The organism is Spirillospora sp. NPDC029432, from assembly GCF_040703975.1.
GTDB lineage: Bacteria > Actinomycetota > Actinomycetes > Streptosporangiales > Streptosporangiaceae > Spirillospora.
In genome coordinates, this window is sequence record NZ_JBEZWH010000005.1 from 90,103 (window position 1) to 104,786 (window position 14,684).

Below are 14,684 nucleotides of genomic sequence, written 5' to 3' on the forward strand. Positions count from 1 at the left end.
GCAGGTCCTGCAGGCCCCCCTGGACGGAGTGCCATGTCAGCTCGTGAAGGTAGTAGTCCCCCGCGCGACCCCCGGTCACTGACCGTGCCCAAGCCCACGATCCGGAACGTCGCGGAACGTGCGGGCGTGTCCAAATCCCTGGTGTCGCTGGTGATGCGCGGCTCCCCGCACGTCAGCGAACGGCGCCGGCAGGCGGTGCTGCAGGCGGCCAGGGAACTGGGTTACCGGCCGAACGCGGTGGCCCGGAGCCTGGTCGAGGGCCGGACGCGGTTGATCGGCGCGATCGTGGCCGACCTGCACAACCCGTTCTTCGCCGAGTTCCTCGACGGGCTGCAGGAGACGCTGCACGGCGAAGGGCTGCGGATGCTGGTCGGCAGCGGGCGGTGGGACCCGCTGTTCGAGGCGGAGGCCGTGGAGGCGTTCCTGGAGATGCGGGTGGACGGGCTGGTGCTGCTGAGCGTGGTGCCGGACTCGCTGAAGGACGCCGCGGCGAGCGTGCCGGTCGTCGTCGTCGGGGAACGCGATGTCGTCGGGGTCGACATCGTGGTGGACGACGACGAGCTGGGGGCCAGCCTGGCCGTCGATCATCTGGTGCAGCTCGGGCACCGGCGCATCGCCCATATCGAGGGGGCTCGCTCGACCACGGCACGCTACCGGCGGGCCGGGTACGAGAAGGCGATGCGGCGGCACGGGCTGGCGGGGGAGATCAGGGTGGAGCCGGGGGACTTCACCGAGGAGGGCGGCTACCGGGCCGCGCGGGCGCTGCTGGCCGGGGAGGACCGGCCGACGGCGATCTTCGCGCCGAACGACCTGGTCGCCACGGGGGCGCTGTCGGCGGCCGACGAGCTGGCGCTGCCGGTGCCGGAGCAGGTCTCGATCGTCGGGTACGACAACACGCATCTGGCGGCGATCCGGCACATCTCGCTGACGAGCGTCGACCAGCCGCGCCGGGACATGGGGCGCGTCGCCGCCGAGCTGCTGACCGCGCGGATCGACGATCCGGGACGGGTGGCGCGGCAGAACCTGGTCGTCCCGCACCTGGTCGTGCGGTCCACGACGGGTCCGGTGCCGCAGCCCGTCGCGCACTGAGCGCGCCGCGCCCGGCGGCCCGCGAAGGTCGGCCGCGGGTAAGGGGATGGCCAAGGCTGGCGAATTCCGCGGGTCGCCGGGCGCGGGCGGCGGGTTAATGGGTGCACGGTTCGGCGGAGTCCTACGCCAAGGGGGGCGAGTCGTGCGTGATCCGGAGTTGGTGTCGTGCGCCCAGCGCGCGGCGAGCGAGCTGGAACGGGCGTGGTCGGAGTGGCGCCACGCGCGGGGGCTGGACGAGCGGCCGCCGGAGTCGGTCGCGAGCTACGTGGCCCATTCGATCGATCACCCGTGGGGGCGTCCGCGCGTGGTGCTGGGCCTGGACGCGGAGGAGGCGCGGGCGCTGGCCGCGCTGCTGGGGCGGGAGGATCCGCTCCGTTGAGCCGTTTCCGTTTGACGTACGCGGGCCGGTGTGCAGACTGGCAGGGTCTATAACGGAGGCATCACAGGGGGACGGCCCATGCGAATCCACTCGGCCGCGGCCCTGGCCCTTTGCCTGGGGGCCCTGACCGCGTGCGGCGGCGGCGGGGGCGCGCCGTCGGCCGAGGGGGCGGGCGTTCCGCCGCCGACCTCGGAGCAGACGGCGGCGACGGGGGCGCGCAAGCCGGCCGCGTCGCTGCGGGGGAAGGTCATCGTGATCGACCCCGGGCACAACGGCGGGAACGGCGATAACGCGTCGAAGATCAACAAGCAGGTCCGGATCGGCAACGGCAGCAAGGCCTGCGACACGACGGGGACCGCGACGAACGACGGCTACAACGAGCACGCGTTCACCTGGGACGTGTCCAAGCGGCTGGCCAAGCTGCTGAAGGCCAAGGGCGCCGAGGTGCACCTGACCCGGAACAACGACACCGGGTGGGGGCCGTGCATCACGGAACGGGCCGCGCTGGGCAACCGGCTCAAGGCGGACGCGGCGCTGTCGGTGCACGCGGACGGCGCGTCGGCGTCGGCGCACGGGTTCCACATCATCCAGCCGATCGCGGTCAAGGGCTACAACGCCGGGATGGTGCCGGACTCGCAGCGCCTCGGGCGGGCGCTGCGTGACGCCTACCACGAGGGAACGGGCGTCGCGTACTCCAACTACCGCGGCAAGAAGGCCCTCGACCCGCGCGACGACCTGGGCGGGCTGAACCTGTCCAAGGTGCCGAAGGTCTTCATCGAGTGCGGCAACATGCGCAACCCGGGGGACGCGGCGAAGATGAAGAGCGCCGAGTTCAGGCAGCGCGTCGCGGCGTCGCTGACGGAGGGGTTCGAGGTCTACTTCCAGTCCTGACCCGGCAGGATGGGGCAGGTGTCTGATCACCTGCGGCGGCTCGGGGCCGCCTTGGAACGCGCTGAGTACACGATCGACGGCGTCCGGGAGCTGCTCGGCCCGGTGGCGGGCGGGGCGCTGGCCCGGGACGAGATCGTTCCGGCCCTGCGGGCGACCGGGGGAGGCTCGCCGCTGGAGGCGCTCGTCCGGCTGTTCTGGTTGCAGGTGCCGGTGCCGGCCGACACTTTCCTGGACGATTTCGTCGCGGCCGGGCTCGCGGAGTCGTCGGGCGGCGAGGTCCGGGCGCGGCTGCGCGTGGAGCCGGTCGAGGGCGCGGGGTACGCGGTCTCCGATCTGAAGGTGCGGCCGGGAAGCGGCGGCACGGTCCGGCCCGATCATGTCGTGGGCGCGGGCGGCGCGTCCGCGAACCTGGCCCGGCTCGCCGTCCACAGCCCTGTGGACAACGCGCTCGACATCGGCACGGGCTGTGGAGTGCAGGCGCTGCATCTGGCCGGCCGGGCGGGGCGGATCACGGCGACCGACGTCAACCCGCGCGCGCTGGAACTGGCCGCGATGAGCGCCGGCCTCTCGGGCGTGGCGAACGTCGAGTTCGTGGAGGGGCCGCTCCTGGAGCCGGTCGCCGGGCGCCGGTTCGACCTGATCGTCTCCAACCCGCCGTTCGTCGTGGCGCCGCCCGGGAGGCGATACGTCTACCGGGAGTCGGGCATGCCCGGCGACGAGTTCTGCCGGCGGCTGGTGACCGGGGCGCCGGCGCTGCTGAACGAGGGCGGCCACTGCCGCTTCCTGGCCAACTGGCTGCAGGTCAGGGGCGTTCCGTGGGAGGAGCGCGTCGGGGGGTGGGTCGAGCGTTCGGGCTGCGACGCGTGGGTCGTCCAGCGGGACGTGCAGGATCCGGCGGAGTACGCCGAGCTGTGGCTGCGGGACTCGTGCGAGGCGGGCACGGCCGAGTACCGGGAGCGGTACGGCGCGTGGCTGGACCATTTCGAGCGGCACGGGGTGACCGGGATCGGGTTCGGCTGGATCGCGCTGCGGAAGCCGGCGGGCGGGCCGCCCGCCACGCGGGTGGAGGAGCTGCGGCACGCGGTCGAGGAGCCCGTCGGCGCCTACGTGGAGGAGATCCTGGACGGCCTGGTGGGCGCCCGAGAGTTTTCCACAGGCTGTGGAAAGCTGGTGCGGGCGGCGGCCGGGATCGTCCAGGAGCAGATCGGCCCGCCCGGCGCCGAGGACCCCGAACGGATCGTCCTCCGCCAGGAGCACCGGCTGCGCCGCGCGGCCGGCGTCGGCACGGTCGAGGCGGCCCTCGCCGGGGTCTGCGACGGCACGCTCCCGCTCGAACCGCTCCTGGCCGCCATCGCCCAGCTGATCGGCCAGGACGCCGGGCAGGTGCGGGCGCACGCGGACGCCGTGCTCCCCGAGCTGATCGCCGATGGTTTCTTCGTGCTCGGGTAGCTCAGCCGCGGGCGTCGTCGAGCGTCCGGAACGCGCTGCCGCGCAGCCGGCGGCCCAGCTCCCGCTGGGTCCGGGAGGCCCACAGCGGGCCGCCGTAGATCATGGCCGTGTACGCCTGGACGAGCGTGGCGCCGGCGCGGATCCGCTCCCAGACGTCGTCGGCGCTCTCCACCCCGCCGACCGAGATCAGCACCAGCCGGTCGCCGGTACGGGCCCGCAGCCGGCGCAGCACCTCCAGCGAGCGGGCCTTGACCGGGGCGCCGGACAGCCCGCCGGTCTCCTTGACCAGCTCCGGGTCGCTGGCCAGGCCCTCGCGGGCGATCGTGGTGTTGGTGGCGATGATGCCGTCCAGGCCCAGCTCCAGGGCCAGGTCGGCGACCGCGTCCACGTCGGCGTCCGCGAGATCGGGCGCGATCTTGACCAGCAGCGGGACGCGCCGCGGCGCCGCCCGGTCCGCGGCCTCCCGTACCGCGGCCAGCAGCGGCCGCAGGTGCTCGACGGCCTGGAGGTTCCGCAGGCCGGGCGTGTTGGGGGAGCTGACGTTCACCACGAGGTAGTCGGCGTGCGGGGCGAGCCGCTCGGCGCTCGCGACGTAGTCGGCCGAGGCCTCCTCCTCCGGCACGGCCTTGGTCTTGCCGATGTTGACCCCGACGATCGTTCCGGGCTTGCGTGAGCGGAGCCGGCGTGCGGCGGCGGCCGAGCCCGCGTTGTTGAAGCCCATCCGGTTGATGATCGCCCGGTCGCGGGGGAGCCGGAACAGCCGCGGGCGCGGGTTGCCCGGCTGCGCCCGGCCCGTCACGGTGCCGATCTCGACGTGCCCGAAGCCGAACCCGCCCAGCGCCTCGTACGCCACCGCGTCCTTGTCGAACCCCGCGGCGAGCCCGAGCGGGCCGGGGAACTCCAGGCCCAGCGCCCGTACGGCCAGCGCCGGATCCCGCGGCGCCAGCGCCCGCCGCAGCAGCGCCGGAGCGCCCGGCACCGCCTGGACGAGCCGCAGCCCGCGCAGCGTGAGATGGTGCACGGCCTCGGCCGGAACCCTGGAGATGACCGCGGAGAACAGGAGTCTGTACATCGGGTCCGATTCTCTCAGCCCGGAAAACCGATTGAGGTCCCGGGGCCGCGCGTCCTAGCCTGGCGCCATGTTGATCTACCAGCCCGCCGCTCTCTGGCGGGCCGTCCCACAGCGCATCCGTCGCCCCCGGGCCGGCTCCCTCCGGTAACAGGGATCCAGACGGTCCCTGTGCCGGGCACGCGCGAGAACGCACGCTCAACGCACAGGGAGAATCACATGGCCAAAAGCAGGAACGGCATGCTCGGTGTCGGAGGCCAGCGCAAGAACCTCTCGCGCAAGGCTCTGCGCGCCGGTTCCGAGGGCGGCAAGCCCTCCGGCGACGCCGCCGCCGCGAAGAAGGAGCTGCTGAGGAAGATGCGCGAGCGCAACGCGCGGCGCGACTCCGAGGCCTAGAAATAGTGGAGAGCCGCCGTGCCCGTCCGGGCGCGGCGGCTCTCTCGCGTCGCTCAGCCGCGGAACGCGCGCCGGACGGACATCCGGACGTCCCGGGCGGCCTGCCGGATCGGGCCCGTGACGTTCGCGCGCGTCCAGGACGCCGTGCCCCGCCAGACGGAACGGACGGCGCGTCCGGTGGGGAGGAGCACCGCGTTCTTCACCGCGCGGCACGGCGCCACCACGAACGCCCGCCACGTCCAGGCCACCGCGTGGCCGATCGGGCGCAGGACGTACCGGTACAGGGCCACGGCCGGGATCACGAACAGGGCGCGGCCCAGCAGGGCGAACAGGCGGCCGAGCATCCGCCAGGCCCAGACCACCGCGCCGGCGAAGATCGCCCAGCCGGCGGCGATGCCGGTGCCGGTGACCCGCGCCAGCCAGGCCAGGCCCATCAGCGGCGGCTTCAGCACGTACCGCCACAGCGCCACGGCCGGGACCACGATCAGGTAGTTGACCAGGAACGCGATCCCCGTGCCGATCGCCTTGCCCAGCCAGGCGAGGACGCCCCACACGGCGACGGCCGGGATGACGACCAGGATGTTCAGCAGCCAGAGGGCGCCGTGCCAGAGCGCCTTCGCGGGACGGGCGACGAGGAGGCGGAATCCCGCCGCCAGGACGCGGCCGATCGGCGCCAGGATCGCGGTGTAGAACCAGCGGGCCGCGCGGCCCGTACCCCTGCCGAACAGGCGCAGGCCGCCGACGATGAGCGTCATCACCAGCCAGCGGAGCGGCGCGTACACCGCGCGGGTCCACAGCCAGGCGAGTCCCAGTCCGATGGGGCGCAGGATCGGGTGGAGCACCGCCAGGTACGCGGCGCGCAGGCCGCGGCCGAGCCAGCGGGGCGCCCGTCCCAGGAGGCTGAAGAACGCTTTCAGCAGGTCGTACGCGAGCCGGAACGGGAGCACGAAGACGACGGCGACGACGCGGGCGGGGACGACGATCCAGGCGGGCCCCGCCTGCGTCGCCACCGGCCGCCGCGCGGGCGGCGCGGGCTTGGCGAGGTCGACGGGCGCGGGCGCGCTGAGGTCGGGCTTGCTGAGGTCGATGGGCGGTACGGCGGTCGCCTTCTCGAACTGCCTCTCGGTCACGTCGTGCTCCACGGGTAGGCCGGCTGCCGCCCGCGGGTCCCGGGAGGGTCCCGGAGGCGACGGCAGTACCAGTTTGGACGGTTCCGCCCGCTTCTGGGTTTCTCTCGGGACGGAAGTTGAACCGGCCGCGGCCCGCCCGCGTACTGCTCCTCGATCCGGTAGAGCGGTGCGGCCGCTCCGCCTCGATCGACTGGGAGGGCAGACATGGAATTCCCGCGGTGGGCGGTACCCGTGGTCGCCGTGGTGGCCGGCGCGACGGCGCTGACCGCGTGCGGCCAGGAGCCGCTCGGCCCGAACGCCGGGGCGGGCGCGCGGCAGTCCCCGGCGGCGGATCCGTCCGCGGACGCCGGGGCGGAGCCGCCGGCGGTGCGGCCGGCGTCGCTGGAGGTCGCGGACGTGGAGCGGCTCGGCCGGGTCGTCACCGACCGCGAGGGGCGCACGCTTTACCGGTTCGACAAGGACACCGCCCGGCCACCGGCCTCCACCTGCGAGGACGCCTGCGCCGACGCGTGGCCGCCGGTGATGACCGGGCAGGGTGAGGTCGAGGTGAAGGGCGTGGACCAGAACCTGGTCGGCAAGGTCCGCCGCCCGGACGGCGCGTGGCAGGTGACGCTCGGCGGCTGGCCGCTGTACCGGTACGCCAAGGACGAGCGGCCCGGTGACGCGAAGGGCCAGGGCGTGGGCGGCACCTGGTACGCCTCGGCGCCCGACGGGAAGAAGGCCGAGATCCCGGAGCGCGACCCGGCGAACGGCCGGGACGAGGACGAGGGCGGCCGCTGGGCCGGCTGGACGGTCGTCAAGGTCAGGCAGGACCCGCGGTACGGGCCGATCGTGACCGACGGCAAGGGCCGCGTGATGTACCGGTTCGACAAGGACCGCGTGAAGAAGACCAACTGCTTCGGCGATTGCAAGAAGGCGTGGCCGCCGGTGAAGTTCACGAACTGGAAGAAGGTCAAGGTCGAGGGCGTCGACCGCGATCTGGTCGGTTTCATCGAGCGCGCGGGCGACCCGGCCTGCCAGCTCACGATCGACGGCTGGCCGATGTACTACTTCGAGAAGGACCGGGAGCCCGGTGACACTCGGGGCCAGGGCGTGCAGGACGTCTGGTGGCTCGTGTCGGCGCGGGGCGAGAGGCTCACCACGGCCGCCCCGGACGGGGGCGGCGGGTACGGCGGCTACTAGCCGCGTACCGCCACAGACGAAGGCGTGGGGACGCGCGGGTCGGTCGGGGTCCGCGGGTCTCCACGCCTTCTCCCATTTACCCCGGAAGTGTTCCCTTATACCGGGAATGTCATTATTTCTCCGGGTTCTCTTGACCGTTCTGTGGTTTATGTCCGGCAGTTTCCCTTGTGTCGTACGTTGCCGATGCGTTGCGTTTTGATCACCATCCCCCGGGTACTTGATCAACACTCTCGACAGCTCCTGAGTCGGGTGTTTGAGTAGGTGACGGTCTCGCCACGCAATGCGGCCCGGCGAAGTGCCCGCACGTGGTGGGAGCTTCTGGAGGTCCGATGGTCGAACGAACGAGGACCCGGACCCGGTACGGGGGAAGCCGGGGTACGGGCAGGGGCGCGCGCGCGACGGTCGCGGTGGCGCTCCTGGCGTCGGGATTGTCCGCGTGCGGCGGTGAGAGCGGGCCGCCCACCCTCAACTGGTACATCAATCCCGACAACGGCGGGCAGGCGCGGCTGGCGGAGTCCTGCACCAAGGCCGCGGGCGGCAAGTACCGGATCGCCACCTCGGTGCTGCCGAACGACGCGACGCAGCAGCGCGAGCAGCTGATCCGGCGGCTGGCCGCCAAGGATTCCGGTATCGACATCATGAGCCTGGACCCGGTGTTCGTGGCCGAGGCCGCCAACGCCGGATTCCTGCGGCCGTTCGAGGAGGGCGAGAAGGCGCAGTTCACCCAGGGCGTGTTCCCGCCCGCCGTGGAGAACTCCACCTGGGAGGGCAAGCTGTACGCGGCCCCGTTCTGGGCCAACACGCAGATCCTCTGGTACCGGAAGTCGGCCGCGCAGAAGGCCGGGATCGACCCCAAGGCCGCCGATTTCACCTGGGACAAGCTGATCGACGCCGCGGCGCGGGCCGGGGTCACGGTCGGCGTCCAGGCCAACCGGTACGAGGGCTACATGGTGTGGATCAACGCCCTCGTCGAGTCGGCCGGCGGCCGGATCATCAGCGCCGCCGAGCGCGGCGACGACGCCGCCATCGACATCGGCTCCCCGGCCGGCCGGCAGGCCGCGGCCATCATCGCCAAGCTCGCCGGCTCCAAGGCCGCGGGCCCCACCATGTCGACCGACGACGAGGAGGCGGCGCGCAACCTGCTGAACGGCCCGCGCGGCGGCTTCATGGTCAACTGGGGCTACATCTGGCGGGCGCAGAACGGCGACGCCAAGGACGGCGTGATCGACAAGAGCATCCCCGCCGACATGGACTGGGCCCGCTACCCCCGGGCGGTCGCCGGCCAGGAGAGCAAGCCCCCCTTCGGCGGCATCGAGCTCGGCATCGGCGCGTACGGCAAGCACAAGGACACGTACGCGGTCGAGGCCGTCAGGTGCATCACCTCCGCCGACAACATGAAGAAGTACATGATCGACTCCGGTAACCCGGCCGCCCGCGCCTCGGTCTACGACGACCCGGAGGTCCGCAAGGAGTTCCCGATGGCCGACCTGATCCGGGACTCGATCAACACGGCCGCCCCGCGCCCGATCACCCCGTACTACACCGACGTGTCCGGCGCGGTGCAGAGCCGCTGGCACCCGCCCGGCAGCGTCGACCCGAACTCGACTCCGGCCGAGTCCGCCACGTTCATCCGCCAGGTCCTGCGCGACCAGGCCCTGCTGTGACCGGAGGCTCCGCATGACCGCAGTGGAAACGGCCCCGGCCGCCTCCGAGAACGGCAGGAAGCGGCCGGAGATCTCCGATCGCGGCCGGTCCGAGCGCCGGCTCGGGCTGATGCTGGCCGCGCCGGCCGTGATCGTGATGCTGCTGGTGACGGCGTACCCGCTGTTCAACGCGCTGTACCTGTCGCTGTTCAGCTACCGCCTCACCAGCCCCGAGGACCGCGAGTTCGTCTGGTTCGCCAACTACGCCACCGCGCTGAGCGACCCGCTGTTCTGGCAGAACGTGCTCACCACGTTCTTCATCACGGCCGTCACCGTCGCGGTGGAACTGGTCATCGGGTTCGCGCTGGCGATGGTGATGCACCGGGCGCTGTTCCTGCGGCGCACGCTGCGCACGGCGATCCTGCTGCCGTACGGCATCGTCACCGTCATCTCGGCGTTCGCGTGGCTGTACGCGTTCGACCTGACGTCGGGGTTCGTGAACCCGTGGTTCGGGCTCGGCGAGTACGACTGGTTCGGGGGCCGCTGGTCCTCGCTGTTCGTGATCATCCTGTCCGAGATCTGGAAGACCACGCCGTTCGTGTCGCTGCTGCTGCTGGCCGGGCTGGCGCAGGTGCCGCGCGACCTCGGCGAGGCCGCCACGGTGGACGGCGCCACCGCCTGGCAGCGGCTGTGGCGGGTCACGATCCCGAACATGAAGGCGGCCATCATGGTCGCGATGCTGTTCCGCACGCTCGACGCGTGGCGGATCTTCGACAACGTCTTCATCATGACGCGCGGCCAGAACGACACCCAGACGCTGTCGTTCCTCACCTACCAGCAGACCATCACCCGGACGGCGATCGGGCTGGGCAACGCCGTCGGCGTGCTGCTGTTCCTGTCCGTGCTGCTGATCGCGGTGATCTACATCAGGGGGTTCCGGGTGGACCTGTCGCAGGTGCGGGGTGATCGCTGATGGAGTCGACGCGTTCCAAGGTCCTGTGGATCATCGGCGCCGTCGTGATCCTGATCTGGTCGATCTTCCCGATCTTCTGGATCGTGATGCTGTCGTTCAAGCAGCCCGGCGAGATCGGCAACCAGCCGGGGTTCTTCCCCAAGGACTGGACGTGGGAGAACTACGAGACGGTCTTCTCGATCGACCTGTTCACCTCGGCCCTGATCAACTCGATCGGGATCTCGCTGATCGCGACGTTCATCGGGGTGGTGTTCGCGACGCTGGTCGCGTACGCGATCGCCCGGCTGGAGTTCCCCGGCAAGAAGATCATCCTGTCGTTCGCGCTGGCCATCGCGATGTTCCCGGTGGTCTCGCTGGTCGGCCCGCTGTTCAACCTGTGGCGCGACATCGGCCTGTACGACACCTGGCCGGGGCTGATCATCCCGTACATCTCGTTCGCGCTGCCGCTCGCGATCTGGACGCTGTCGGCGTTCTTCCGCGAGATCCCGTGGGAGATGGAGCAGGCCGCGCAGGTGGACGGCGCCACGTCCTGGCAGGCGTTCCGCAAGGTGATCGTCCCGCTCGCGGCGCCCGGCGTGTTCACCGCGGCGATCCTCACCTTCTTCTTCTGCTGGAACGACTTCGTCTTCGGCATCTCGCTCACCTCCAGCGACAGCGCCCGGCCGGTGCCGGCGGCGCTGGCGTTCTTCACCGGCGAGTCGCAGTTCGAGGCGCCGACCACCGCGGTCTCCGCCGCCGCGGTCGTGGTCACGGTCCCGGTCGTGATCATCGTCCTGCTGTTCCAGCGCCGCATCGTGGCCGGGCTGACCTCCGGCGCCGTCAAGGGATAGATAGGGAGCCCAACCATGGCCGCCATTTCCATGCAGAACATCGTCAAGAAGTACGGCGACGGGTTCCCGGCCGTGAACGACGTCACCCTGGACGTCCAGGACGGCGAGTTCATGATCCTGGTCGGCCCGTCGGGCTGCGGGAAGTCCACCCTGCTGCGCATGATCGTGGGGCTGGAGGACATCACCTCCGGCGAGATGCGGATCGGCGACAGGGTCGTCAACCGGGTGGCGCCGCGCGAGCGCAACCTGTCGATGGTCTTCCAGAACTACGCGCTCTACCCGCACCTCACCGTGTACGAGAACATCGCGTTCCCGCTCCGCCTCGCCAAGACGTCCGACGACGAGGTCCGCAGGCGGGTGACCGAGACCGCCGAGCTGCTGGAGCTCACCGAGCACCTGGAGCGCAAGCCCGCCAACCTGTCCGGCGGGCAGCGGCAGCGCGTCGCGATGGGGCGCGCGATCGTCCGGCAGGCGGACGCGTTCCTGTTCGACGAGCCGCTGTCCAACCTGGACGCCAAGCTCCGCGGGCAGATGCGCACCGAGATCTCCCGCCTCCAGCGCCGGCTCGGCGTCACCACCGTGTACGTCACGCACGACCAGACCGAGGCGATGACGCTCGGCGACCGCGTCGCCGTGCTGCGCAAGGGCGTCCTCCAGCAGGTCGGCAGCCCGCGCGAGCTGTACGAGCAGCCGACCAACCTGTTCGTCGCGGGCTTCATCGGCTCCCCGTCGATGAACTTCCTCCCGGCGACCGTCGCCGAGGGGCACCTGGACACCCCGCTCGGCCGCTTCGAGATGGACGAGCGCGAGATCGCCGCCGTGGGCGACCGCGACGTGGTGCTCGTCGGCGTCCGTCCCGAGGACTTCGAGGACGCCGAGCTGATCTCGGACGAGAAGCGGGCGCGCGGCAAGGTCGTCCGCGCCAAGGTGGACGTCACCGAGTGGCTGGGCAACGAGCAGTACGCGTACGTCCCGTACGAGGCGCCCGCCGACCTGAGCGCGCAGCTGCGCGAGCTGTCCAAGGAGCTGGACAGCGACCAGATGCGCACCCAGGCGGTGGTGTCCCTGGACGCGGCCAGCCTGATCAACGCGGGCGACGAGGCCGACCTCTGGATCGACACCGGCAAGATGCACATCTTCGACCCGGCGTCCGGCGACAACCTCACCCGGGACGAGGAGCGGGTGGCCGCGCTGGGCCGCCGCGCCGACCAGGCCCGCGAGGCGCAGCGCCGGGCGCAGCGGACGGAGGAGCCGGCCGGCGCGTCTCAGGGCGGTGTGTCCAAGGGCAGCGACTAGAAGCGATGCACTTCGTCTTCACCCCGCCGGCGGACACGGCCGGCGGCCTGCTGACCCTCCCGTGGCGCGAGCCGCTGGAGGAGTGGGCCGACGACCGGCTGGTGGAGATCCGGCAGCGCGGGCTCTCCCGCCATGTCGTCCGGTTCGTCGCCGAGGAGGGCCAGGTCTACGCCCTCAAGGAGCTGGACGGGAGGCTCGCGCGCCGGGAGTACCGCCTGCTGCGCGCCCTGCGCGACCTGAAGGTGCCCGCGGTGGAGGTCGTCGGCATCGCGATCGACCGTACCGACACCGCGGGCGAGCCGATCGACGCGATCCTGGTGACGCGGTTCCTGGAGTTCTCCAGCTCCTACCGCGCCCTGTTCGCCAACCCGCGCGGCGGCCACCCCACCGACCGCCTCCTGGACGCGCTCGTCGAACTCCTCGTCCGGCTCCACCTGGCGGGTTTCATGTGGGGCGACTGCTCGCTGTCGAACGTCCTGTTCCGGATGGACGCGGGCGCGTTCGCCGCCTACCTGGTGGACGCCGAGACCGCCGAGCTGCACCCGTCCCTGTCGGAGGGGCAGCGGAACTACGACGTGAACCTCGCCAGGGAGCGCATCGCGGGCGAGGCGTTCGACCTGCGCGCCGCCGGCACCCTGCCCGCCGAGATCGACCCGATCGACATCGCGGACGAGACCGTGCGCCGGTACGAGGCGCTGTGGGACGAGCTGACCCGCGAGGAGGTGCTGCACCCGGACGACCAGCGCTACCGCATCGGCGAGCGGCTGCGCCGCATCAACGAGCTCGGCTTCGACGTCGACGAGGTCGAGCTGCTGGACGCGGGCGGCCCCGGCGAGTCCCGCCTGCGCGTCCGCACCCGGGTGGCCGAGCCGGGGCACCACCGCCGGCTCCTGTTGAGCCGTACCGGCCTGGTCGCCCAGGAGAACCAGGCCCGCCGCCTCCTGAACGACATCGCCGGCTACCGCGGCCATCTGGAGCGCGAGAGCGGCCGGCCCGTCCCCGAGGTGGTCGCCGCGAACCGGTGGCTGGCCGACGTCTACGAGCCGATCGTCCGGGCCATCCCGCCCGCCCTCCGCGACCGCCTGGACGAGGTGGAGGTCTTCCACGAGGTCCTGGAGCACCGCTGGTTCCTGTCCGAGCGGTCGGGCCAGGACGTCGGCACCCGCACGGCGGCCCGCGACTACTTCCGCGACGTCCTCCCGAACGTCCCGGTCGAGCTGACCCTCACGGCGGCGAAGGCCCGCCGCGACACCCGGCCCGACGCCCCGCCCGACACACGGCCCGACGCCCGGACTGACACCCGGTCTGCCACCCGACCGCCCGGGGGCCGCCCACCCAGTGCTGGCTAGGCTGGGACGGTGACCGACACCCCTCGCGAAGTCTTCCTGAAGCTCGTCCACGGCGTCTGTGAGGAGCGCTGGGAGGACGTCCTGGACCTGTACGCCGAGCGGACCGACGTGTCCCACCCGTTCCACCCGCTGAAGGAACCGGCGATGCTCTCCAGGGACGAGCTGCGCGCCCACTTCGGCGGCGGGGCGCGGCCGTACCGGGGCCCGACCCTGCGGCGCCGGCCCGCCGCGATCCGCGTCCACGAGACCGCCGATCCCGAGGTCGTCGTCGGCGAGTTCCGGTACGAGGGCACCGTGGTGGAGACCGGCGAGCCGTTCACCATGCCGGGCGTCTTCGTCATGCGCGTCCGGGACGGGAAGATCGTCGAGTCCCGCGACTACCTGGACCATCTCAGCTCGGCCGCGGCGCGCGGCCGGCTCGCCGAGGTGCTGGACGCGATCCGCGACCACCATGCCAAGGACCCGGCGGCCGTGGCGGACGGCGGCCCGGCGGCAGCGGCGGCCCCTGGCCCGGTCAGCATGCCGACGATGGAGCCGGGCACGTTCCACGCGCCCTTCCGCGAGCAGTTCGAGACGTTCCTCGACGAGCACCGCGCCCGGCTGCACGGCTGCCTGGACGGGCTGACCGAGGAGCAGGCGCGCCGCTCGCTGGTGCCGTCCAAGACCACCCTCCTCGGCCTGGTGAAGCACGGGACGTTCATCGAGAAGGTCTGGTTCGACGAGGGGATCACCGGCCGTCCCCGCACCGAGATCGGCATCCCCGACACTCCGGACGAGTCCTTCGATCTCGACGGCGGGGACACGGTCGCGTCCGTCCAGGAGGAGTACCGGCGGGCCTGCGAGGCGTCCCGCCGGGCCACGGCGGACCTGTCGCTGGACGACGAGCTGCGGGGCAACCGCCGCGGCCCGCTCCCGCTGCGCTTCGTCTACCTTCACATGCTGCGGGAGCTGGCCCAGCACTGCGGTCATGCCGACATCCTCCGCGAGCAGGTCCTCACGGGTTAGCGC

14 protein-coding genes are annotated in these 14,684 nt (G+C 72.0%); 12 read left to right on the top strand and 2 right to left on the bottom strand.

The annotated features are described in order from the left end of the window. Positions 1–33: 33 nt before the first annotated feature. From AB0881_RS05505 to AB0881_RS05520, 4 genes are all read left to right on the top strand, one after another. A complete protein-coding gene (locus AB0881_RS05505; RefSeq protein WP_366614456.1) occupies positions 34–1,089 on the top strand; it encodes a LacI family DNA-binding transcriptional regulator in 1,056 nt (351 codons plus the stop codon). A 142-nt stretch (positions 1,090–1,231) separates the two neighbouring features. Beyond that, positions 1,232–1,468 (top strand): hypothetical protein, encoded by a 237-nt coding sequence (locus AB0881_RS05510; RefSeq protein ID WP_366614458.1) that lies wholly within the window; start codon positions 1,232–1,234, stop codon positions 1,466–1,468. Between the two features lie 78 nt (positions 1,469–1,546). Continuing rightward, a complete protein-coding gene (locus tag AB0881_RS05515; protein WP_366614460.1) occupies positions 1,547–2,359 on the top strand; it encodes an N-acetylmuramoyl-L-alanine amidase in 813 nt (270 codons plus the stop codon). Positions 2,360–2,368: 9 nt separating this feature from the next. Then, entirely contained in the window at positions 2,369–3,808 is a 1,440-nt protein-coding gene (locus AB0881_RS05520; RefSeq protein WP_366614461.1) for a class I SAM-dependent methyltransferase, read from the top strand. Between the two features lies 1 nt (position 3,809). Here the strand turns inward: AB0881_RS05520 and AB0881_RS05525 are convergent, their stop codons facing one another. Then, positions 3,810–4,880, bottom strand: a complete 1,071-nt coding sequence (locus AB0881_RS05525; RefSeq protein ID WP_366614463.1) for a quinone-dependent dihydroorotate dehydrogenase — start codon at positions 4,878–4,880, stop codon at positions 3,810–3,812. 216 nt (positions 4,881–5,096) lie between these two features. Here AB0881_RS05525 and AB0881_RS05530 point away from each other — a divergent pair, with 216 nt between their 5' ends. Beyond that, a complete protein-coding gene (locus tag AB0881_RS05530) occupies positions 5,097–5,273 on the top strand; it encodes a DUF6243 family protein (RefSeq protein WP_366614464.1) in 177 nt (58 codons plus the stop codon). A 53-nt stretch (positions 5,274–5,326) separates the two neighbouring features. Here AB0881_RS05530 and AB0881_RS05535 read toward each other — a convergent pair whose 3' ends face one another. Continuing rightward, positions 5,327–6,403, bottom strand: coding sequence for a hypothetical protein (locus AB0881_RS05535; protein ID WP_366614466.1), 1,077 nt, complete (start codon positions 6,401–6,403; stop codon positions 5,327–5,329). A 204-nt stretch (positions 6,404–6,607) separates the two neighbouring features. On the opposite strand from AB0881_RS05535, the gene AB0881_RS05540 reads away from it, so the two are divergent. The 7 genes from AB0881_RS05540 (at position 6,608) to AB0881_RS05570 (ending at position 14,681) form a co-directional block, all read left to right on the top strand. Next, positions 6,608–7,585 carry an SCO0930 family lipoprotein gene (locus AB0881_RS05540; RefSeq protein ID WP_366614468.1) on the top strand — a complete coding sequence of 326 codons (978 nt, stop codon included), beginning with the start codon at positions 6,608–6,610 and terminating at the stop codon, positions 7,583–7,585. Between the two features lie 329 nt (positions 7,586–7,914). After that, positions 7,915–9,249, top strand: coding sequence for an extracellular solute-binding protein (locus tag AB0881_RS05545; RefSeq protein ID WP_366614470.1), 1,335 nt, complete (start codon positions 7,915–7,917; stop codon positions 9,247–9,249). 13 nt (positions 9,250–9,262) lie between these two features. Then, on the top strand, positions 9,263–10,201 hold the full coding sequence (locus AB0881_RS05550) for a sugar ABC transporter permease (RefSeq protein ID WP_366614472.1): 939 nt from the start codon (positions 9,263–9,265) through the stop codon (positions 10,199–10,201). Next, on the top strand, positions 10,201–11,031 hold the full coding sequence (locus tag AB0881_RS05555; RefSeq protein WP_366614473.1) for a carbohydrate ABC transporter permease: 831 nt from the start codon (positions 10,201–10,203) through the stop codon (positions 11,029–11,031). The genes AB0881_RS05550 and AB0881_RS05555 overlap by 1 nt, the downstream gene beginning before the upstream one ends. 15 nt (positions 11,032–11,046) lie before the next feature. Continuing rightward, entirely contained in the window at positions 11,047–12,327 is a 1,281-nt protein-coding gene (ugpC, locus tag AB0881_RS05560) for a sn-glycerol-3-phosphate ABC transporter ATP-binding protein UgpC (RefSeq protein ID WP_366614474.1), read from the top strand. 5 nt (positions 12,328–12,332) lie between these two features. Next, entirely contained in the window at positions 12,333–13,676 is a 1,344-nt protein-coding gene (locus AB0881_RS05565; RefSeq protein ID WP_366614476.1) for a DUF4032 domain-containing protein, read from the top strand. Between the two features lie 9 nt (positions 13,677–13,685). Beyond that, the gene (locus AB0881_RS05570) at positions 13,686–14,681 is read left to right on the top strand and encodes a DUF664 domain-containing protein (RefSeq protein ID WP_366614478.1); all 996 of its coding nucleotides are present in this window, start codon (positions 13,686–13,688) and stop codon (positions 14,679–14,681) included. Positions 14,682–14,684 lie beyond the last annotated feature (3 nt).